The organism is Streptomyces sp. NPDC058637 (assembly GCF_042717325.1).
In the GTDB taxonomy this organism is placed as follows: domain Bacteria; phylum Actinomycetota; class Actinomycetes; order Streptomycetales; family Streptomycetaceae; genus Streptomyces.
In genome coordinates this window covers 1-19,615 of sequence record NZ_JBHXRD010000033.1, presented here as the reverse complement: position 1 = coordinate 19,615, position 19,615 = coordinate 1, and the positions used below count along the sequence as shown (strand labels likewise).

17 protein-coding genes and 5 tRNA genes are annotated in these 19,615 nt (G+C 73.7%); 14 read left to right on the top strand and 8 right to left on the bottom strand.

Going from position 1 to position 19,615, the window contains the following annotated elements; genetic code table 11:
* Positions 1-18: 18 nt before the first annotated feature.
* The 4 genes from cbiE (at position 19) to ACFWVP_RS27665 (ending at position 7,389) form a co-directional block, all read left to right on the top strand.
* On the top strand, positions 19-1,245 hold the full coding sequence (cbiE, locus tag ACFWVP_RS27680; protein WP_384500668.1) for a precorrin-6y C5,15-methyltransferase (decarboxylating) subunit CbiE: 1,227 nt from the start codon (positions 19-21) through the stop codon (positions 1,243-1,245).
* Positions 1,246-1,579: 334 nt separating this feature from the next.
* Positions 1,580-4,954, top strand: a complete 3,375-nt coding sequence (cobT, locus tag ACFWVP_RS27675; RefSeq protein ID WP_384500667.1) for a nicotinate-nucleotide--dimethylbenzimidazole phosphoribosyltransferase — start codon at positions 1,580-1,582, stop codon at positions 4,952-4,954.
* A 228-nt stretch (positions 4,955-5,182) separates the two neighbouring features.
* Positions 5,183-6,436, top strand: a complete 1,254-nt coding sequence (gene cobA, locus ACFWVP_RS27670) for a uroporphyrinogen-III C-methyltransferase (RefSeq protein WP_384500665.1) — start codon at positions 5,183-5,185, stop codon at positions 6,434-6,436.
* Positions 6,437-6,564: 128 nt separating this feature from the next.
* Entirely contained in the window at positions 6,565-7,389 is an 825-nt protein-coding gene (locus tag ACFWVP_RS27665; RefSeq protein WP_384500663.1) for a TrmH family RNA methyltransferase, read from the top strand.
* Positions 7,390-7,392: 3 nt separating this feature from the next.
* On the opposite strand, the gene ACFWVP_RS27660 is transcribed toward ACFWVP_RS27665, so the two are convergent.
* Entirely contained in the window at positions 7,393-8,706 is a 1,314-nt protein-coding gene (locus tag ACFWVP_RS27660) for a serine/threonine-protein kinase (RefSeq protein ID WP_384500661.1), read from the bottom strand.
* A 206-nt stretch (positions 8,707-8,912) separates the two neighbouring features.
* Between ACFWVP_RS27660 and ACFWVP_RS27655 the strand changes: the two genes are divergently transcribed.
* From ACFWVP_RS27655 to ACFWVP_RS27640, 4 genes are all read left to right on the top strand, one after another.
* Positions 8,913-9,170, top strand: coding sequence for a hypothetical protein (locus ACFWVP_RS27655; RefSeq protein WP_384500660.1), 258 nt, complete (start codon positions 8,913-8,915; stop codon positions 9,168-9,170).
* Positions 9,171-9,561: 391 nt separating this feature from the next.
* Positions 9,562-9,765 carry a hypothetical protein gene (locus ACFWVP_RS27650; protein ID WP_384500658.1) on the top strand — a complete coding sequence of 68 codons (204 nt, stop codon included), beginning with the start codon at positions 9,562-9,564 and terminating at the stop codon, positions 9,763-9,765.
* 552 nt (positions 9,766-10,317) lie between these two features.
* Positions 10,318-11,376 carry a phosphotransferase enzyme family protein gene (locus tag ACFWVP_RS27645; protein ID WP_384500656.1) on the top strand — a complete coding sequence of 353 codons (1,059 nt, stop codon included), beginning with the start codon at positions 10,318-10,320 and terminating at the stop codon, positions 11,374-11,376.
* 64 nt (positions 11,377-11,440) lie between these two features.
* Positions 11,441-11,776 (top strand): zf-TFIIB domain-containing protein, encoded by a 336-nt coding sequence (locus tag ACFWVP_RS27640; protein ID WP_384500654.1) that lies wholly within the window; start codon positions 11,441-11,443, stop codon positions 11,774-11,776.
* 341 nt (positions 11,777-12,117) lie between these two features.
* On the opposite strand, the gene ACFWVP_RS27635 is transcribed toward ACFWVP_RS27640, so the two are convergent.
* The 5 genes from ACFWVP_RS27635 to ACFWVP_RS27615 form a co-directional block, all read right to left on the bottom strand.
* A tRNA-Val gene (locus ACFWVP_RS27635) sits at positions 12,118-12,192 on the bottom strand.
* Between the two features lie 23 nt (positions 12,193-12,215).
* Positions 12,216-12,287 (bottom strand) — tRNA-Val (locus ACFWVP_RS27630).
* Positions 12,288-12,306: 19 nt separating this feature from the next.
* Positions 12,307-12,378, bottom strand: a tRNA-Val gene (locus ACFWVP_RS27625).
* Position 12,379: 1 nt separating this feature from the next.
* Positions 12,380-12,453, bottom strand: a tRNA-Cys gene (locus ACFWVP_RS27620).
* Between the two features lie 37 nt (positions 12,454-12,490).
* Positions 12,491-12,563, bottom strand: a tRNA-Gly gene (locus ACFWVP_RS27615).
* Between the two features lie 163 nt (positions 12,564-12,726).
* On the opposite strand from ACFWVP_RS27615, the gene ACFWVP_RS27610 reads away from it, so the two are divergent.
* From ACFWVP_RS27610 to ACFWVP_RS27600, 3 genes are all read left to right on the top strand, one after another.
* A complete protein-coding gene (locus ACFWVP_RS27610) occupies positions 12,727-13,773 on the top strand; it encodes a chorismate-binding protein (protein WP_384500745.1) in 1,047 nt (348 codons plus the stop codon).
* Positions 13,770-14,591 carry an aminotransferase class IV gene (locus tag ACFWVP_RS27605; RefSeq protein WP_384500652.1) on the top strand — a complete coding sequence of 274 codons (822 nt, stop codon included), beginning with the start codon at positions 13,770-13,772 and terminating at the stop codon, positions 14,589-14,591. Before ACFWVP_RS27610 ends, ACFWVP_RS27605 begins: the two co-directional genes overlap by 4 nt.
* A 99-nt stretch (positions 14,592-14,690) precedes the next feature.
* On the top strand, positions 14,691-15,527 hold the full coding sequence (locus ACFWVP_RS27600; RefSeq protein WP_384500650.1) for a GNAT family N-acetyltransferase: 837 nt from the start codon (positions 14,691-14,693) through the stop codon (positions 15,525-15,527).
* A gap of 57 nt (positions 15,528-15,584) precedes the next feature.
* On the opposite strand, the gene ACFWVP_RS27595 is transcribed toward ACFWVP_RS27600, so the two are convergent.
* Positions 15,585-16,100 (bottom strand): DsbA family protein, encoded by a 516-nt coding sequence (locus tag ACFWVP_RS27595; protein ID WP_384500648.1) that lies wholly within the window; start codon positions 16,098-16,100, stop codon positions 15,585-15,587.
* Between the two features lie 154 nt (positions 16,101-16,254).
* Here ACFWVP_RS27595 and ACFWVP_RS27590 point away from each other — a divergent pair, with 154 nt between their 5' ends.
* The 3 genes from ACFWVP_RS27590 to ACFWVP_RS27580 all read left to right on the top strand — a co-directional run bounded on the left by ACFWVP_RS27590 (position 16,255) and on the right by ACFWVP_RS27580 (position 18,513).
* Positions 16,255-16,713, top strand: coding sequence for a hypothetical protein (locus ACFWVP_RS27590; protein ID WP_384500647.1), 459 nt, complete (start codon positions 16,255-16,257; stop codon positions 16,711-16,713).
* Between the two features lie 470 nt (positions 16,714-17,183).
* Positions 17,184-18,203, top strand: a complete 1,020-nt coding sequence (locus ACFWVP_RS27585) for a LacI family DNA-binding transcriptional regulator (protein ID WP_384500645.1) — start codon at positions 17,184-17,186, stop codon at positions 18,201-18,203.
* A gap of 154 nt (positions 18,204-18,357) precedes the next feature.
* Positions 18,358-18,513 (top strand): hypothetical protein, encoded by a 156-nt coding sequence (locus ACFWVP_RS27580; RefSeq protein ID WP_384500643.1) that lies wholly within the window; start codon positions 18,358-18,360, stop codon positions 18,511-18,513.
* 90 nt (positions 18,514-18,603) lie between these two features.
* On the opposite strand, the gene ACFWVP_RS27575 is transcribed toward ACFWVP_RS27580, so the two are convergent.
* Positions 18,604-19,164 carry a CGNR zinc finger domain-containing protein gene (locus tag ACFWVP_RS27575; RefSeq protein ID WP_384500642.1) on the bottom strand — a complete coding sequence of 187 codons (561 nt, stop codon included), beginning with the start codon at positions 19,162-19,164 and terminating at the stop codon, positions 18,604-18,606.
* Positions 19,165-19,615 lie beyond the last annotated feature (451 nt).

Below are 19,615 nucleotides of genomic sequence, written 5' to 3'. Positions count from 1 at the left end.
CCCAGGAGACTGACGACGATGGCCGACCGGGTCACGGTGATCGGCTGGGACGGCTCGCCACTGACCAGAGCGGCCACGGCCGCGCTCTCGGCCGCCACGCTCGTCGCCGGTGCCGCCCACCACCTCGCGCTGCCCGAGATCCCGGGGAGCGCCGAACGCATCCGCCTCGGCAGTGTCGACCTGGCCGCCCGCAGGATCGCCGGCCACCGCGGCAGCCCCGTGGTCCTCGCCGACGGCGACCCCGGCTTCTTCGGCGTCGTACGCGCCCTGCGCGCACCCGAGCACGGCCTGGAGGTGGAGGTCGTCCCCGCCGTCTCCTCGGTGGCCGCCGCCTTCGCCCGCGCCGGGATGCCCTGGGACGACGCCCAGGTCGTCGTCGCCCACCCGCGTACCCTGCGCCGCGCCGTCAACGTCTGCCGCGCCCACCACAAGGTCGCCGTCCTCACCTCCCCTGGCGCGGGCCCGGCCGAACTGGCCCTGCTCCTCGACGGAGTCCACCGCACCTTCGTGATCTGCGAGGAGCTGGGCACCACGCGCGAGCGGGTCACGGTCCTCACCTCCGACAAGACGGCCGACCACACCTGGCGCGACCCGAACGTCGTCATCGTCATCGGCGGCGGACCCGAGACCACCGCCACCGGCGCCTGGATCGCCGGCCGCACCCCGGCCTTCCCCGGGGGCGTACGGGGCTGGGCCCTGCCCACAGCGGCGTACGGGGCGGACCGGGCGGAGGGCGGCGAGGGCGAGGCGCCCGGCCTGCGCGCCGCCCAACTGGCCCGCCTCGGACCGCGCACCGGCGACCTGGTGTGGGACATCGGCCCCGGCAGCGGCGCCTTCGCGGTGGAGGCGGCCCGCTTCGGCGCGGCCGTGCTGGCCGTGGACAGCGATCCGGACGCCTGCGCGCGTACGACGGCCGCCGCCCGCACCTTCCAGGTGGCGGTCCAGGTGGTCCGGGGCACGGCGCCGCACGTACTGGAGCGCCTGCCCGAACCCGATGTCGTACGGATCGGCGGCGGAGGCGTCCGCGTCGTGACGGCGGTCGCCGACCGGCGGCCGGAACGCATCGTCACCCACGCCTCGAACCGGGACGAGGCCGAGGCCCTGGGCGCGGCGCTCGCGGAGAACGGTTACACCGTCGAGTGCGCCCTGCTCCAGTCGGTCGAACTGGACACCTCCGCCTGGACGGAGCGCGAACGCTCCGTGGTGTTCCTGCTCTCCGGGGTACGTTCCGACCTCGCCCCCTGAGCCCTTCGCGGCCGAGCGCGAGGTAGGCTGACCGATTGTTGTACCGCACCTGGCCGTTCGACGGTTCGTTCGTCAATGTCCTGAAAAGTGGACCGTTTTGGTCCGCGATGTGGTACAGCCGCAACCGGGGGACGCGCAACGTGGCGCAGTCCACAGCGAGCCGTGGCAGAACTGTCTGTCGCGGCGGCGAACGACCGCGAGAATGTATAGCTCCGCGCGCGTTTCGTGCCGCGCGGCGAGCCCGCTCGTTCTTGTTGACGAGCACCGGCGTGCCGTGGTTCGGGCGTCCCGGGCGAAGGGCCGAAGGAGCACTGACGATGGGCGAGGGGTACGCATGACTGACACCGGCCAGATCCCGGGCGAGGGACTGCCGGAGAACGCAGGCATGGTGGAGCAGCCGGGCATCCCCGCCCCGGACGCCTACACCTTCCTCGAACCCTCCGAGCAGACCCCCGAGGACGACGACCTCCTGCTGATGCCCGCACCCCAGGGCGCCTGGAGCGACGCGCCGTCGGCCCCCGAGCAGCAACCGCAGCCCTCCGCGCAGGGCCCGGCCACGACGTACGAGTCCGGGTCCGTCGACCTCGGCGGCGTCCGGATTCCGGCTCCGGCCCCCGTCCAGGTCCCGGTGGCCGCCCAGGCCGCCCCGGCACGTCGCCCGCTGCACCGCGGTCCCGCGTCCCCCGAGGCTCCCTCCTACGGGGGGACGCCGAGTGGCGGTGTGGTCCGTTCGCTCGCGGACCGGGGTCCGGCCGGCGCACCGCACAGCCCGGCGCCCGTGCGGCACGCGGGGCCGCCGACCATCGGGCCCGAGTGCTCCGACGTCCCGGCGGAGGACGCGGCCCGGCTGCCCGGCCCGCAGCTGGGGGAGATCCCGCCGCAGGGCGCGACCCCGTGGGGTGCTCCGGCACCCGAGCCGGGGGCCCAGGCGGAGCCCGTCGCCCCGGCGGAGGCAGTTGCTCAGGTGGAGCCGGCGGCCGAGGTGGAGCCGGAGGTTCAGCCCGAGGCCGTCGTTCAGGTGGAGCCGGTGACCCAGGCGGAGCCCGTGGTCCAGGTCGAGCCGGCTGTTCAGCCTGAGCCGTTCGTCGCGCCTGAGCCGTTCGTCGTGCCCGAGCCGTTCGTCGTGCCCGAGGCCGTCGTCCGGGCGGAGCCCGTGGCCCTGCCCGAAACGGTGGACCAGGCCGAGCCCGTGGCCGCCCCGGTGCCGGACGTCCAGGCCCCCGGACCCGCGCCCGAGCCGGTGGTCCTCGCGGAAGCAGAAACGGTCGTCCCGGAGCCGGTCGCGGCGGTGGCACCGGAGGAGCCCGCCGAGCCGGCGGTGGCGCCTGCGGCACCGGTGGAGCCCGTGACGGAGCCGTTCGCGGAGGCCGCGGCCACGCAGGCCGTGGTCGTCGAGGCCGCGGTCGAGACACCGGTCGCTCAGGAGATCCCCGCGGACGCTCCCGCCGAGACCGTGGTCGAGCAGCCCTTCGCGCCGCCCGTCGCCGAGACGCCCCTGGACCCGGACGGGGCGGCCCGCACGGCCGCTCCCGCCGCCCCCGTGGAAGCGTCCGTGCCCGTCGAGGCGTCCGCGCCCGTCGAGGCCACCGTACCGACCGCTCCGCACCTGGCCCCCGAGCCCGAGGCGTCGGCGGCTCCCGTCGAGTTCGCCCAGCAGGAGGTGGCCGAGGCGGCGCAGCCCGAGCCGTCCGTGCTGACCCCGGCCGCGCCGGTCGTCGTCGAGCCCGAGGCGGTTCCGACCGAGCCGGAGCCGGTGGCGGCCGAGGTTTCTGAGGCACCCGAGGCCCGGGAGGCCCCCGCTCCCGCGGCGGCCCCGGCCGAGACCCCGGCGCCCGAGCCCGTCGACGTACCCCGGGCCGAGGCCCCCGCCGAGCCCGAGCCCGAGCCCGGCACCGGCCCCGAGATCATCGAGACCCCGCAGGCAGACGCACCGGAGGCCGAGATCCCGGTCCCGTCCTCCGGCGAGGCGCCCGCCTCCGCGGCCGCCCCCGGCTACGACGACGTCGAGCGGGAAGCGGTCCTCAGGGTCATGCGGGAGCGGCGCGACATCCGCAACGGCTTCCGCAGCGACCCCATCCCGCACGAGATCCTCCTGAGGGTCCTCGAAGCCGCGCACACCGCGCCGAGCGTCGGCCACTCGCAGCCCTGGGACTTCGTCGTCATCCGCTCCGCGGAGACCCGCCGTTCCATGCACGAGCTGGCACAGCGCCAGCGCGAGGCGTACGCCAAGTCGCTCCCCAAGGCCCGGGCCAAGCAGTTCAAGGAACTGAAGATCGAGGCCATCCTCGACACACCGGTGAACATCGTCGTCACCGCAGACCCCACCCGTGGCGGCCGCCACACCCTGGGCCGGCACACCCAGCCGCAGATGGCCCCGTACTCCTCGGCGCTCGCCGTCGAGAACCTGTGGCTCGCCGCCCGGGCCGAGGGCCTCGGCGTCGGCTGGGTCAGCTTCTTCGACGAGCGCGAGATGGTCCGGGCGCTGGGGCTGCCCGAACACCTGGAGGTCGTCGCGTACCTCTGCGTCGGCTACGTCGACGAGTTCCCCGACGAGCCCGAGCTGGTGCAGGCCGGCTGGTCCAAGCGGCGCCCGCTGTCCTGGGTCGTCCACGAGGAGACGTACGGCCGCCGCGCCCTGCCCGGCGAGGCGCCGCACGACCTGCTCCAGGAGACCATCTCCAACATCCGGCCGCTGGACGCCAAGGCGCTCGGCGAGGCCTGGGAGCGCCAGAAGCGGATGACGAAGCCCGCCGGCGCGCTCGGCATGCTGGAGATCATCTCCGCCCAGCTGTCCGGCCTCTCCCGGATGTGCCCGCCGCCGATCCCGGAGCCCGCGGCCGTCGCGGTGTTCGCCGGTGACCACGGGGTGCACGCCCAGGGTGTGACCGCGTGGCCGCAGGAGGTCACCGGCCAGATGGTCGCCAACTTCCTCGGCGGCGGAGCCGTCTGCAACGCCTTCGCCGCCCAGGTCGGCGCCGAGGTCTGCGTCGTCGACGTCGGAGTCGCGTCCGAGCTGCCCGCGACGCCCGGACTCCTTCCCCGGAAGGTCCGTGCCGGAACGGCCGACTTCACCACCGGCCCCGCCCTCACCCGCGAGGAGGTGCTCGCGGCGATCGAGGTCGGCATCGATACCGCCCGCGACCTCGTCGCAGCCGGCAACAAGGGGCTGCTGACCGGCGAGATGGGCATCGCCAACACCACGGCCTCGGCCGCGCTGATCTGCGTGTACACGGGCATGGACCCGGCCGAGGTGACCGGGCGCGGCACCGGGATCAACGACGAGATGCACGCCCGCAAGGTCGACGTGGTCCGCCGTGGCCTGGACCTCCACCGTCCCGACCCCGCGGACCCGATCGGGGTCCTGGCGGCGGTCGGCGGACTGGAGCACGCCGCGATGGCGGGCTTCCTGCTGGGCGGTGCCTCACTCCGCACCCCCGTGATCCTGGACGGGGTGAGCGCGGGCGCCGCGGCCCTCGTCGCCCGGGCGATCGCCCCCGAGGCCCTCGCCGCCTGCATCGCCGGACACCGCAGTGCGGAACCCGGCCACGTCGCCGCCCTCAACAAGCTGGGCCTGCGCCCCCTGGTCGACCTGGACCTCAGGCTCGGCGAGGGCACCGGCGCCCTGCTCGCGCTCCCCATCGTGCAGAGCGCGGCCCGCGCGATGCACGACGTGGCGACCTTCGACTCGGCGGGAGTCACGGAGAAGTAGCGGCACCCGGCCGGGGACGGGCGCGGGGGTACGAGACCGGGCCCGTCCCCGGGGGCGGGCCCGGTCGGGGGAGGGGCGCGGGCCGGGGATCAGGCAGACGCCGCCGCCCGCCCCCGCCCCCTCACCCCTTATCGTGGTCCCACACCTGGCACAGCCGCACGTCACAGCCGCTCCACCGCCGCAGCGGCCCGCAGCGCACCGCACCCTGCACGAGGAGCCCGCACGACCATGGCCGAGCACGACGATCACCCTGCCTACCCCGTCGGACTGCGCCTGAACGGGCGCCGCGTCGTCGTCGTCGGCGGCGGCCAGGTCGCACAGCGCCGGCTGCCCGCGCTCATAGCGGCCGGTGCCGACATCACCCTGGTCTCCCCGTCCGCGACCGCCTCCGTCGAGGCGATGGCCGACACCGGCGAGATCCGCTGGGAGCGCCGCAGGTACCAGGACGGCGACCTCACCGACACCTGGTACGCCCTCGTCGCGTCCTCCGACGCCGAGGCCAACGACGCCGCCTCGGCCGAGGCGGAGCGCACCCGCACCTGGTGCGTCCGCAGCGACGACGCGGAGGCGGCGACCGCCTGGACGCCGGCCACCGGCCGCAGCGAGGGCATCACCGTCGCCGTCCTCACCACCACCTCGCAGGGCCGCGACCCCCGCCACTCCGCCGCCGTCCGCGACGCCATCGTGGAGGGCCTGCGCGACGGAACCCTCGCCGCCCCGCACCACCGCACCCGTGCCCCCGGCGTCGCCCTGGTGGGCGGCGGCCCCGGCGACCCCGACCTGATCACGGTCCGGGGCCGCCGCCTCCTCGCGGAGGCCGACGTGGTCATCGCGGACCGGCTCGGCCCCCGGGACCTGCTCGACGAGCTCCCCCCGCACGTCGAGGTGATCGACGCCGCGAAGATCCCGTACGGGCGGTACATGGCGCAGGAGGCGATCAACCAGGCGCTGATCGACCACGCCAAGGCGGGCAAGGCCGTCGTCCGGCTCAAGGGCGGCGACCCGTTCGTCTTCGGGCGCGGCATGGAGGAGGCCCAGGCGCTGGCCGCCGAGGGCATCGCCTGCACCGTCGTCCCCGGGATCTCCAGTTCGATCTCCGTGCCGGGAGCGGCCGGAATCCCCGTCACCCATCGGGGTGTCGCCCACGAGTTCACCGTCGTCAGCGGCCATGTCGCCCCCGACGACCCGCGCTCCCTGGTCGACTGGGCGGCCCTCGCACAGCTGCGCGGCACCCTGGTCCTCCTGATGGCCGTCGACAAGATCGGTTCCATCGCCCGTGCCCTCATCGAGCACGGCAAGTCCCCGGACACCCCCGTGGCCCTGGTCCAGGAGGGCACCACGGCCGCCCAGCGCCGGGTCGACGCGACCCTCGCGACCGTCGGGGAACGCGCCGTGGCCGAGGACGTACGCCCACCTGCCGTGATCGTCATCGGAGAGGTCGTCGCCGTCGGCACGAAGCCCTCCGAACTCACCGCCGAGTAGCCGGACCGACGGCCGCACCCCCCGCACACCGGCACCCCGACCCCCGCACACCGGCACCCCCACCCCGGCAATCCGCACACCGGCACCCCCACCCCGGCAATCCGCACACCGGACGAGGCAGTATCCCCGTGGCTGAACCCATCACCGTCGACGACCCCGACGACCCGCGTCTGGGCGACTACACCGGCCTGACCGACGTCGCGCTCCGGCGCAGGCGCGAACCCGCCGAGGGCCTCTTCATCGCCGAGGGCGAGAAGGTGATCCGTCGCGCGGCGAACGCCGGCTACGCGATGCGCTCCATGCTGCTCTCCGCGAAGTGGACCGAGGTGATGCGCGACGTGATCGACGAGGCCACGGCCCCGGTGTACCTGGTCGCACCGGAGGTCGCCGAGCGCGTCACCGGCTACCACGTGCACCGCGGAGCCCTCGCCTCCATGCAGCGCAGGCCGCTGCCGGACGTCCGCGCGCTGCTGACCCCGGAGTCCGGGACCGTCCGCAGGGTCGCCGTGTTCGAGGACATCGTCGACCACGCCAACCTCGGCGCCGCCTTCCGTAACGCGGCGGCGCTCGGCGTCGACGCCGTCCTGCTCACCCCGCGCTGCGCCGACCCGCTGTACCGGCGGGCGGTGAAGGTCTCGATGGGTTCCGTCTTCCACGTCCCGTGGACCCGGTTCGACACCTGGCCCGCGGACCTCGGGCTGCTCCGCGAGGAAGGCTTCACCACCGCGGCACTGTGCCTCGGCGACCGGTCGATCACCCTGGACGAACTCGTCGCGCGCCGCCACGAGAAGCTGGCGCTCGTCTTCGGTACGGAGGGCGACGGACTCACTCCCGAGGTACTCGCCGCGGCCGACGAGCACGTCCGCATCCCGATGGACGCAGGCGTCGACTCGCTCAACGTCGCCGCCGCCTCCGCCGTCGCCTTCTACGCGACGCGCGTCACGACCGGCTGACGCCTACAGCCCCTGCCCGTACGGGTGGTGCGCCGCCCCGTCGTACGTCGACGGGTTGTCGCGCAGCCCCTGCGCCGGCCCCTGGCAACCTTGCGCCGCCGCGATCCCCAGTGCCACCAGCAGCGTCACCACGACGAAGACCACGAGCCGCTGACGCAGCAGCCGCGGATTCGCCGGCCGGCGTTTCCCGCCCTTGCCCGCCGACGTCGTCCGTACCCCGGGACGGGTCCCCGGCCGGCCGTTCGTCCTGTTCGCGCCGTTCGTCCCGTGCGGGCGCTTCCCGGGCCGGGCGGCCTGGGGGCGCGAACCACCGGTGCGGGGCGCGGCCGAGCGCGACGGCGCGGGACGCCGCGCAGCGGGACGCGGCGCCGGGGTCGGACCGCCGCCGGCCCGCCGGGTGTGCTGCTCCGTGTACGACGGGCCTTCCAGCCGCCCCGTCGGCCGGTCCAGCTCCTGCTCGCTCCGCTGCGCGGGAGGCCGGCGCTCCTGCAGCCCCTGCGCCTCGCGCGCCGCGATCTCCTTGAGCCGCATGGACAGCTGCAGGGTGCTCGGCCGGTCCTCGGGGTCCTTCGCCAGGCAGGCCCGGACCAGGGGGGCGAGCGCGTCGTGCACATCGAACAGATGCGGCTCCTCGTGCACCACGCGGTAGAGCATCACCTCGGAACTGCCGTGCCCGAAGGGCGAATCGGCCATCGCCGCGTACGCCAGGGTCGCGCCCAGCGAGAACACGTCGGTGGCCGGGGTCACGGCCGCGCCCCGCACCTGCTCCGGCGCCAGGAAACCGGGTGACCCCACCGCCGTACCGACATGGGTGAGCGTGCTGGCCCCGGTCGCCCAGGCGATCCCGAAGTCGATGATCCGGGGGCCCTTGGGCGACAGGAGGATGTTCGACGGCTTCAGATCACGGTGGACGACACCGGCCTCGTGCACGGCCACCAGCCCCTCGGACAGCGCCGCACCGATCGAGGCCACCTCGGCCGCCGACAGCGGGCCCTCCTCGACGACCTTGTCGTGCAGCGACGGACCTGGCACGTACTGCGTCGCGAACCACGGGCGGTCCGCCTCCAGATCGGCGGCCACCAGCCGGGCCGTGCAGCCGCCACGGATGCGCCGGGCCGCGGACACCTCGCGCGCGAAACGCGAACGGAACTCCTGATCCTCCGCCAGGTCCGGCCGGATCACCTTGAGCGCGACCCGCTGGCCCCGGCGGTCGGAGCCCAGATAGACGACACCCATGCCGCCCGCGCCGAGCCGGCGGTGCAGCCGGAACGAGCCGACGACACGCGGGTCCTCGCGCCGGAGCCGCATCATCGCCATCGTCTGCCCATCCCCGCTGCCTGGTCCGCCTGACGAGGCACAGCTTACGTACCCGTGGCGCGGCGCGCTCTCAGGCCGCGCCCTCGCCGGCCCATCGATTGTCAGTGCCCGGTGGGAGAATCGAGGAGTGGTCAGGGAGCCGGGGATCCAGGCCCTGTGGCCCGTGCGAGATCTCAAAGGACCGTCGCAGAAGGGGGATTGGATCAGTGAAGGGCGATCGCGTGGAAATAGTGGTGGACGCGGGAGACACGACGCGGACGTACGAGGTGGTGGCCTCCAGGGCAGGCCGCCGGGTGGAGACCGCAGTCCGCCGGGGGGTGGTGGAAGTGAGTGAAGTCACCCGAAGTGGATCAGTTGTCCGCACCGCCCGCTTCATGGCGACCAGGGTGCTCGCCCTGGTCGAACAGCCGGTCCCCCGGGAGGACGCCTCCGAGCGCCCCCTACGGGACGCCGCCGGGGCCTAGGGGCCTCTCGTCCGGATCGTGCCGGGCTCGCGCGGCCCGGCGCGCCCCGGGGCGCCGATCCCCGCCTGAGCAGGGCAGACCCGCCCTCCGCGGCCCTGCCGCACCGGCCGGGCACACCCGTCACGGGGCCGGCACCACGCCCCACGGCCGCGTGCACGGGGCGACGCACCCCGACCGGACCGACGCGTTCGGCGTGCTCCCCGTACGACGTCTCCACCCAGGGGAGTACGCCGGAGGCGGTCGGCTCATCCTCCGGGAGGCCCGGCATTCGGTACGCGGGCATGACGCCGGACGCCTCCCATCTCCCTAATGTTGAAGTCAAGCGGCGGGCGCGGAACTCGTCCCCCGAGGTCAGACGCCCGCCGCTCCGGAACAGGTCAGGAGAGGAACCATGGCGGACACGGCTATGCGGACCATGATCCGTACGCGGGGGCGCAGCGCGTACGCGTCGTTCGGCACCCGCCCGTCGCGTCGCCACCCGCTGGTGGCGACGGCCATGGTCCTTCCTCTGGCGGCCCTGCTCGTAGTCGTCTTCGGCGGCTGGGACGCAGTGGTCACACAGGCGTCGTCCGTGGGCGTGATGCTGGGGCGCTGAGCGGCGCCCCGGGTCCGGAAGAGCGGTCCGGACCGGGACATCCGGCCAACAGCCCCGTGGGGACGGGGGTGCGGCGGACGGCAGCGTTTGTCCGGCCAGCTGGGGAGCTGGCCGGACATCGCGCTGTCCGGGGCCGTTCCCGGCGGGTGGCCTCGCCCTGCCGGGGACCCGCGTAAGCCGGCCACTCTGGCCGTCGTACCCGCGTACCCGCGCACCTGTACGCCGGGGCGTCCTTCGCGCCAGGACGCATCGGTGTGCCGGGCAGAGCCGTCACGTGGACGCCTCGCGCGCACGTGGACCACGACCATGCCGCCCCTGTGCCGGGCGTGGCCGCCGTGCCGTACGTGCCCGTGCGGTCGGGGTGGCTGCCGTGCCGTACCTGTCCGTGCGTGACCCGTGGTCGCCGCGCCGCGCGCATCCGCGCGTCGGTCGACGCCCCCGTGGGGTGGTCCGGTCGACCGTACCGCCGGCCGGGGCTCCTGCCGCGGTGCCGCGTACGCTCGTCGCCGGGGCCGACCGGGGAGTCGGCCGGACACCGCCGGGGGAGCAGAGTTGACGACCACCACCCCTGTCGTACGCGTGCTGGGCGAGCTCGCACACGACAGCGCCCACGCCCGTACGACCCCTTGCGTCTGCGCCCCGCCCCTGGTCCTCGCCGACCGCCCCGACGGCACGGTGGTCCGCAGCGGCCCGGTGGTGGCCAAGGCCCACGCCCCGGACACCGACGTCCCGGCCCTGGCGGCCCGCCGGGCCCTGGCCGCCGCACCCGCGCTCGCGGGCATCCTGCTCGCCCCGCTCGGCACCGCCCCGCCGGGCCGCCAGGAAGGGCCCACCGGCCTGACCGGCACCGTGGAGCACCCGGCCGCCAGCGACGAACGGCCCGCCGGCATGGCGGCCCCGGGGGAGCGCACCCCCACCGCCGACGGCCGCGTCGTGAGCCTCTGGCCGTACGGCGAACCCGTCGACCCCTCGGATCCTGATGCCGCCCCCTGGGAAGAGGCCGCCGCCCTCCTGGCCCGGCTGCACCGCACCCCGCCGCCCCATCCGCTCCCGCCGATGCGTGGGCCGGCCAAGGCGGCCCGCGCCGTCGCGCGGATGTGCGAGGCGCGACCGGCTGACCCGGACACCGCCGGCGTGCTCGCCGCCTGGCGCGGCCTGCCCGCCTGGGCGCGCGGCGGCACCGGAGCACCCCCGCACCGGGCCGGCTTCCTCTGCCACGGCGACCTGCACCTCGGCCAGCTCGTCCGGTACCCGGCCCCGCGCGGCCCCTGGGCGCTGATCGACATCGACGACGCGGGCCTCGGCGACCCCGCCTGGGACCTCGCACGGCCCGCCGCCTGGTACGCCGCCGGACTCCTGGACCCCCAGGTCTGGCAGCGCTTCCTGGACGCCTACCGGCGAGCCGGCGGGCCCGCCGTGCCCGCCACGGGCGATCCCTGGCCCGACCTGGACGTCCCGGCGCGCACCCTCACGGTGCAGACCGCCGCGCTGGCTCTCGCCAAGTCCGCGGCGGAGGGCCGCAGTCCGGATGAGGTGGAACGGTTGATGATCGACGCCTCTGTCCGAATTGCGTCCCTCCCGCCCGAGTTGACGTCCGAACGCGCGTCGTAGGGTGAACCGACGGCCGCCGGGCATGCATTCCGGCGACGCGCAACGACGGTGAGGAGCCGACCCGATGATCCAGTGTCCCAAGTGCCACGCCCAGATGAACACGTACAACCGCAACGGCGTCCAGATCGAGCAGTGCAGTGGCTGCCGGGGGATATTCCTCGACTACGGCGAGCTGGAGTCGCTGACCCGCCTGGAGTCGCAGTGGTCGCAGCAGGCCCCGCCCGCGCCGCCCGCCTCGCAGGCCTACCCGGGCCAGGCCCCGCAGGCCTACCCGGGCCAGGCCCCGCAGGCCTACCCCGCAGCCCAGGCCCCGGCCTGGGGCGCTCCGCAGCACCAGGGCGGGCACCACGGCGGCCACCACCGCCAGAAGAGCTTCGGCCGGATGCTCTTCTCCTCCTGAGCCGGGCATGGCCGCCCCCACTGTCGTGGGGGCGGCCGCAGCGCATACGGCGGCCCGCGATAGGTACGGCCCACGGAATCACGTCCATGATCTAGTCATGGACATGGCTCGCCAACGAGTGCATCCGCCCCGTCCACGCACGCTTCCACGAGGCACCGGACGGGAGCCCCCGTGTCCACCAGGAGTCGTAGGCCGCTCATGGTTTTCGTCTGGCTCCGGGTCGCCACGCCCCTCGGCTACGGCTCTTCACGGGCTGAAGCCCGGGTCGGCCGAACCGCGGCCCGTACCTCACGCCACTCACGACGAAACCCCCGGTCGTCGAGACGACCGGGGGTTTCGGCTGGTGCGCGATACTGGGATTGAACCAGTGACCTCTTCCGTGTCAGGGAAGCGCTCTCCCGCTGAGCTAATCGCGCAGGGTGACCCTGCGTGTACTACGTGCGCGATACTGGGATTGAACCAGTGACCCCTTCCGTGTCAGGGAAGTGCTCTCCCGCTGAGCTAATCGCGCGGGGATCCTTGCGGACCTGTGGACGATACTGGGATTGAACCAGTGACCCCTTCCGTGTCAGGGAAGTGCTCTCCCGCTGAGCTAATCGTCCTTGGAGGTGGAGACGGGATTTGAACCCGTGTAGACGGCTTTGCAGGCCGTTGCCTCGCCTCTCGGCCACTCCACCAGGGATGGGGGTTCGGGAAGATCCCCCATCTTCTGCGAGCGGACGACCAGGTTCGAACTGGCGACCTCAACCTTGGCAAGGTTGCGCTCTACCAACTGAGCTACGTCCGCTTGTCATTCCCGGTTCGCTTGCGCGTCCCGGCGACGTGTTGAACTCTAGCGGATTCCCGGGCCAGTACAAAAACGCGTTTGCGCAGCGTGCTGCGCTCCCCCCGCCCCGCCGCAGGTCACCGTGCGCCGTCCTAGACTCGTCAGCGTGCACGACCTCGCTCCCATGGCCCGCTTCGGCGGCCTCGTCGCCTCCGGTCTGCAGGATGTGACCAGCGATCCTGCGGCGCTCGAATCATCCGGTTTCTGGGCGGTATCGGCCGACTTCGAAGGTCGCCTCGTCTGTGCCCGCTTCGCCACCGTGCGGAGTGAGCAGGTGCCCTTTCCTGTGCGCGGCGCATGGCGGGGGCCGGGCACGGGCAACTGGACGTCCTCCCTCGACGAGGCCGCCTACATGGCCGGAGTACGACGGATCCGTGAACACATCGCGGCGGGCGAGGTCTATCAGGCCAACCTCTGCCGGGTGCTGTCCGCGCCGCTGCCCGACCCCGCCGCCGACGTGGACGCCCTCACCGCCCTGCTCGCCCGCGGCAACCCCGCCCCGTACGCCGGGACGATCCGGCTGCCCTCGCACGGGGTGGAGATCGCGACCGCGTCCCCCGAGCTCTTCCTGGAGCGCGAAGGCCGGACCGTCACGTCCGGGCCGATCAAGGGCACCGGACGCACCGAGGCGGACCTGCTGGAGAAGGACCACGCGGAGAACGTGATGATCGTGGACCTGGTCCGCAACGACCTGGGCCGCGTCTGCGCGACCGGCAGCGTGAGCGTCCCGGACCTCTGCGTCGTGGAGAAGCACCCCGGGCTGGTTCACCTCGTCTCCACCGTGCGCGGCCGGCTCGCCGACGGTGCCGGATGGCCGGAACTGCTCGGCGCCGCGTTCCCGCCCGGATCCGTCACCGGTGCCCCCAAGTCCAGCGCGCTGCGGATCATCGAAGCCCTGGAGACGTCCGACCGCGGGCCCTACTGCGGAGGAATCGGCTGGGTCGACGCGGACCGGGCCACCGCCCGACTGGCCGTCGGCATAAGGACGTTCTGGATCGACCGCACCGGCCCCGCGCCCCTGCTGCGCTTCGGCACCGGAGCCGGGATCACCTGGGGATCCGACCCCGAGCGCGAGTGGGCGGAGACCGAGCTCAAGGCGTCCCGGCTGCTCGCGGTAGCGTCGGGCGCCTACGAGGACACCTACGGGGTGACAGGAAGGACCGAGGCATGATGATTTGGGTCAACGGCGAGCTGCGGGGCGCCGATGACGCGCGGGTGTCCGTGCTCGACCACGGACTGACCGTGGGCGACGGCATCTTCGAGACGATCAGGGTGTCCGACGGCCGCCCCTTCGCACTCACCCGGCATCTCGACCGGCTTACCCGCTCGGCCCGCGGCCTGGGACTGCCCGACCCCGACCTCGACGAGGTCCGCCGCGCATCGGCCGCCGTCATCGAGGCCAACCCCATGGCTTTCGGCAGACTGCGGATCACGTACACCGGCGGACTCTCCCCGCTCGGCTCCGACCGCGGCGACGCCGGCCCCAGCCTCGTCGTCGCGCTGGGCGAGGCCGTCCGCCGCCCGGACAGCACCGCGGTGATCACCGTCCCCTGGACGCGTAACGAACGCAGCGCACTGGCCGGGCTGAAGACCACCTCGTACGCCGAGAACGTCGTCGCCCTCGCGCGCGCCCACGAGCACGGCGCGTCCGAGGCCCTCTTCGCGAACACGGTCGGGCAGCTCTGCGAGGGCACCGGGTCCAACGTCTTCGTCGTGCTGGACGGCCGGATCCACACCCCGCCCGTCACCTCCGGCTGCCTCGCCGGGATCACCCGCGCCCTGGCCGTGGAGTGGACCGGGGCGCAGGAGACCGATCTCCCGCTGGACGTCCTGGACCGGGCCGAGGAGATCTTCCTGACCTCAACGCTCCGCGACATCCAGGCCGTGCACCGGGTCGACGGACGGGAACTGCCGGGCGCCCCCGGTCCTGTGACGGCGAAGTCCATGCGGATCTTCGACGAGCGCGCCGGTGACGACCTCGATCCGTGAGCCGTCGAACCGCGAACGCCGGACCGTGAACCCCCGATCCGGGAACCCGATCCGCAAAAGCGGGTGACGGACCGCCGTGCAGCGGATAGAACACCCGTGATGACCACGACCCTCCGGCCGACCGGGCCGATCCAGCAAGGCGCCGACGGCGCGCGGGCACGCACCTACGACGTGTGCGACAACGGGCGTCCCGTCGGCGCCGTCGGCATCGACACCGACCCGGTGTTCGGCCCGACGGCGGGCATCCTCCACTCGCTGCGGATCGAGGAAGCGGACCGCAGGCGGGGCCGCGGCACCATCGCCGCCCTCGCCGCGGAAGAGGTGCTGCGGGGCTGGGGCTGCACGCAGGTGCGCCTGGTGGTGCCCGCGGACAACGAGGCCGCCCGGGCCCTCGCGGGCGTGCTCGGCTACACCGAGCGCAGCCGGAACATGCTCAAGACCCTCCGTCGGCCCGCGCCCACGCTGCCCGACGGGGTCACCGGACGCCCGATGACCGAACGGGAGTTCACCGCGTGGGCGGCCACCAGCGTCGAGACGTACGCGCGGAACTGGATGGAGCGGGGCGTCCCGGAGGAACAGGCCCGGCGCAAGTCCGAGACGGACCACGCCACGAACCTGCCGGACGGCCTGGCCACCGCGGGGATGAGTTTCCACGTCCTGGTCCATGGCGGCGACGCGGTCGGCCATGTCTGGGTGGCCCGGCACGAGACCCCCGCGGGCGAGCCGATCGGTTACGTCTTCGACGTGGAGGTGCGCGAGGAGCACCGGGGGCGCGGTTACGGCCGCGCGCTGATGCACCACGCGGAGGGCACCACGCTCGACGCGGGCCTCGGCCTGCTCGGACTGCACGTCTTCGCGTCCAACGCACCCGCGCTCCGGCTGTACGAGTCGCTGGGCTACGGGACGACCCGGTACAACCTGGCGAAGGCCCTCTAGGGACCTCCGCCGCCGCGCAGGAGGCCGCGAAGGTGAGGCCCCGGAGGCCCCGGAGGATCAGTCCCGGCCGGCGAGCAGCCGGTCGACGATCTCCTCGATCCGCTCGCGGAGCCCTTCCTGGCTCTTCCCGCCGTCCAGCCGCTCGTCGCCGATCACATACGTCGGGGTACCGGTGACGCCGATCGCCTTGCCCTCGGCCTGGTCCGCGTCGACGATCAGCATGTGCCGGCCGTCGATCAGAGCCGTGTCGAACTCCTCGGCATCCAGCCCCAGTTCGCGTGCGACGTCGATCAGGAGCGGCTCACCGGTGCGGGCGAGGTCGGTGGTACGGGCCAGCACGGCCTCGATGTACGGCCATCCCTCGCCCTGGTCGACGGCCTCCTCGGCGGCCTGCGCCGCGGCGTACGCGTGCTTGTGCCTGTCCAGCGGGAAGTGGCGCAGCCGGACCTCCAGCCGGTCGCCGTAGCGGGCGCGCAGGGCGTGGACGTCGGAGAGGGCCTGATGGCAGTCGGGGCATTCGAGCTCGCACCAGATGTCGAGGACGACCGGCGCTGCGGAGGTGGAATCGCTCATGGAATCAGTCTTTCAGGCCGGACCTGCGCGTCCCAATCGGCACCTGGGGAGGATCGCGGCCCTGAAATGTCCCTGATGCGGCCCCGGACCGTGGCTCCCGCGGCGGCGGCCGGTGCAGGATGGAAGGGACACGTCCCGACTGCAGGAGGCCCCGATGCTTGCCGAGACCATCTGTGCCGCGGTGTCGGCCGCCGGCCTGGGCATTGCCGTGATCACCGCGTACCGCAAGCGTTTCCTCGCGGCGACCAGGATCGCCGCGTATTCGCTCGTGCCGGTCGGACTCGTGATGACCGGAGTCGTCGAGTGGGTGTCCGACATCGCCTTCAAGCCGAGCGTCTGGATCGGGTTCGGCCTGCTGGGGGTGGCCTGGCTGCTCTTCATGACCACACGCGCGGTGGAGCGACGCGGTGGTGGCACCCGCAGGGAACGGCGGGCCGCGCGGGCCGCGTCGCGGCGTGCCGCCGTCGCCCCCGCCGCATCGGCGCCCCCACTGACATCCGGTGCCGCCGCACCCGCCTCTCAGGCGCAGAGCAGGCCCGCGAAGAAGCAGCAGGCTCCGCCCGGTGAGGACTTCAGCGACATCGAGGCCATCCTGAAGAAGCACGGCATCTGACGCCACCCCCCGCACCCGGTGGCGCGGTGACGCTCCGGACGTGAATCGATTCATGTCGATTCCGGCCTCGCCCCGGGGGGCCCCGCGCCCCGGGCCCGGGGCCCCGGGCGGGGATATAGTGTAGGGGTGCCCCCCAAAATTAAGAGTAGCCGGGGGGGGGGGTTTCCCCTCCGTACGTTAATCCTTACAGGTCCATCCCGCCCCCCCCCGGCGCGCCGGGGCCCGGGGGCCGGGGCGCGCGCGTCGGTATATTCGAGTCGCGTCCCCTCGATCTTGACGGTATCCCGGGGATGGGGTTAGCGTCCCGGACGGATTGAAACATTTCAATCGAGGCGTGGAGCCTGGACGGCGGCGCGTGACGGACCTCGCCGGACGTCCGTACGACTCCGCCCGCACGACTCCGTCCGTACGACTTAGGGACACGCCGCGCCGACGCGTGGCGACCGAGTGCATCAGTGGGGCAGGGGCAAGTGGCGCGTGTGGCAGGGATCAAGGACGTGGCCCGGCAGGCCGGAGTCTCGGTGGGCACGGTCTCCAACGTGATCAACCGCCCCGAGGCGGTGCTGCCTGACACCCGCGCCCGGGTGCTGGCGGCGATCGAGGAACTCGGCTACGTACGCAGCGAGTCAGCCCGGCAGCTCCGGGCCGGCCGCAGCCGCATCATGGCCCTCCTCGTCCTCGACATGGGCAACCCCTTCTTCGTCGACGTCGCCCGGGGCGCCGAGCGCGCGGCCCGGGAGGCCGGCCTCGGCGTCATGGTCTGCAACAGCGGCCAGAGCCAGGAGGAGGAGGCCGAATACCTCGGGCTCTTCGCCGAACAGCGGGTCTGCGGCGTGCTGGTCACCCCCGCCGACGCCACCGGGGGCAACCTCGAAGCCTTCGCCCGCCACCGCATCCCCTACGTGCTGGTGGACCGGGTCGCGTCGGGCTCCGAGAACTGCGCCGTCTCCGTGGACGACGTGCGCGGCGGGATGCTGGCGGTCGGGCACCTCGTGTCGGCGGGCCACCGCACGGTCGCCTACGTGAGCGGCCCGGGGGACCTGCACCAGATCAGGGACCGCCGACAGGGGGCTCTCGCCGCGCTCGCCGAGGCGGGACTCGGCCCCGAGGCCCTCGTCGAGATCCCCTCGGACCGCCTGGACGTGGCGGCGGGCAGGGACGCCGGCGCCCGTCTGCTCGGCCTCGTGCCACGGCCGACCGCCGTCTTCTGCGCCAACGACCTGCTGGCGCTGGGCGTGCTGCAGTCGCTGTACGCCGCGGGGGTGCGCGTGCCGCAGGACGTCGCGATCGTCGGTTACGACGACATCGAGTTCGCCGCCGCGGCGGCCGTGCCGCTCACCTCCGTGCGGCAGCCCGCCGTGGTGATGGGCAGGATGGCCGCGGAGCTCCTCCTGGAGGAGGCGGAGGATGAGGACGGAAGCCACCGGCACCGCAGCGTGGTGCTCCAGCCCGAGCTCGTCGTGCGCGCGTCCAGCGCCGCCCCGCGCTGACCCGCGGAGCCGGGCCATGGGTCGACCGAGGCGAATGTGTGGGGGAAAGCCGGACGCCGGAGCGAATCCGCGCAGCCCGTAGGGGGTGAACTCACCGCGTGAAAAGGAGTGTTGATCGCCAACGGGGGTCCCTCTGCGTCATGATCACTACGAGATGGTGGACGTATCCCGGGGCGAAGCCCCCGTATCCCCTGCCGAAGAGCCGCGTGGCTGCCTCTTCGCGCTGTCCCAGCCACCCCTGATGATCTTCCTTACGGTGATCGGCGGTCTGCTGCTGATGGCCGCGCTGCACGACCTGTTCCTGCTGTGAGCGGACGCCGGTCCCGGTGGATCGCGGCGCGCGTCCCGCACGGGTCCATGGCCGGTCCGCCGCCTCCCGCGTCACCGTGTACGGGGGCCGTCAGTCGGCCGCCGCCTCCTTGCGTCTGGCCCGGTACGCGGCGACGTGCAGCCGGTTCCCGCAGGTGCGGCTGGAGCAGTAGCGGCGGGAGCGGTTCCGGGACAGGTCGACGAAGGCGCGCCGGCAGTCCGGCGCCTCGCACCGCCGCAGCCGTTCCTGCTCACCCGCGACGACGATGAAGGCGAGGGCCATGCCGCAGTCGGCGGCGAGGTGGTCCGCGATCGAGGCGTCCGGCGCGAAGTAGTGGACGTGCCAGTCGTAACCGTCGTGGTCGGTCAGCTGCGGCGTGGTGCCCGCCGCGGCCACCAGCCCGTTGACGAGGTCGGCGGCGGTACGGGCGTCGGGCGCCGCGAATATGTCCGCGAACCGGCCGCGTACGTCCTGCACGGCGCGCAGGTCCTTCTCGCCGAGCACGCCGACGCCGCTGATGAGATGGGCTTCCGCGAAGGCGTAGAGCGCGCCGGTGTCGGCGAGCCCGTCGCCCGGCTCGCTCTCCGGTGCGGTGTTCACCAGATCGACCACCGTGTCGAGGGCGATCCGGGTGTCGTGTGGGATCAGCACGTTTCGCTCCCTGGCCTACGGCGGGCGGGCGCACGCCGATGCCGGCTGACTCTACTGCTTCGGCGAAGGCACTCACGGCCCGGAGCGGGCTCATGGGAAGGTGGGCGGCACTTTGTCGGCCGAGCGCATCGCTGGAGCCCGAGGCGGCCACCTGGCAGCTCCGACGACTGTCCTGGGGGTCACGCCCTGGTGTCGGTGGTGTGAATGAGGCCTGCGTGACGGCAGGTGCAGTGCCGCCTCGACGGCCGGTGGGGCGCTGGGCAGAGGGGGGCCTCATGGCGCCCGACCCGTAGGGGTACGAGCGCCGGGCCGCACAGGGTCCGACCCGGGAGGCCGCACCGGGCCCCGGCTGGGGGTCGAGCCGCCCTCCGTCGCCGCCCGCCCGCCCGCATCGCCGTGCCGGCCCGCACCCCCGGGCGCGCCGACGCCGTCGCCGCGGTGGGTTCCGCGG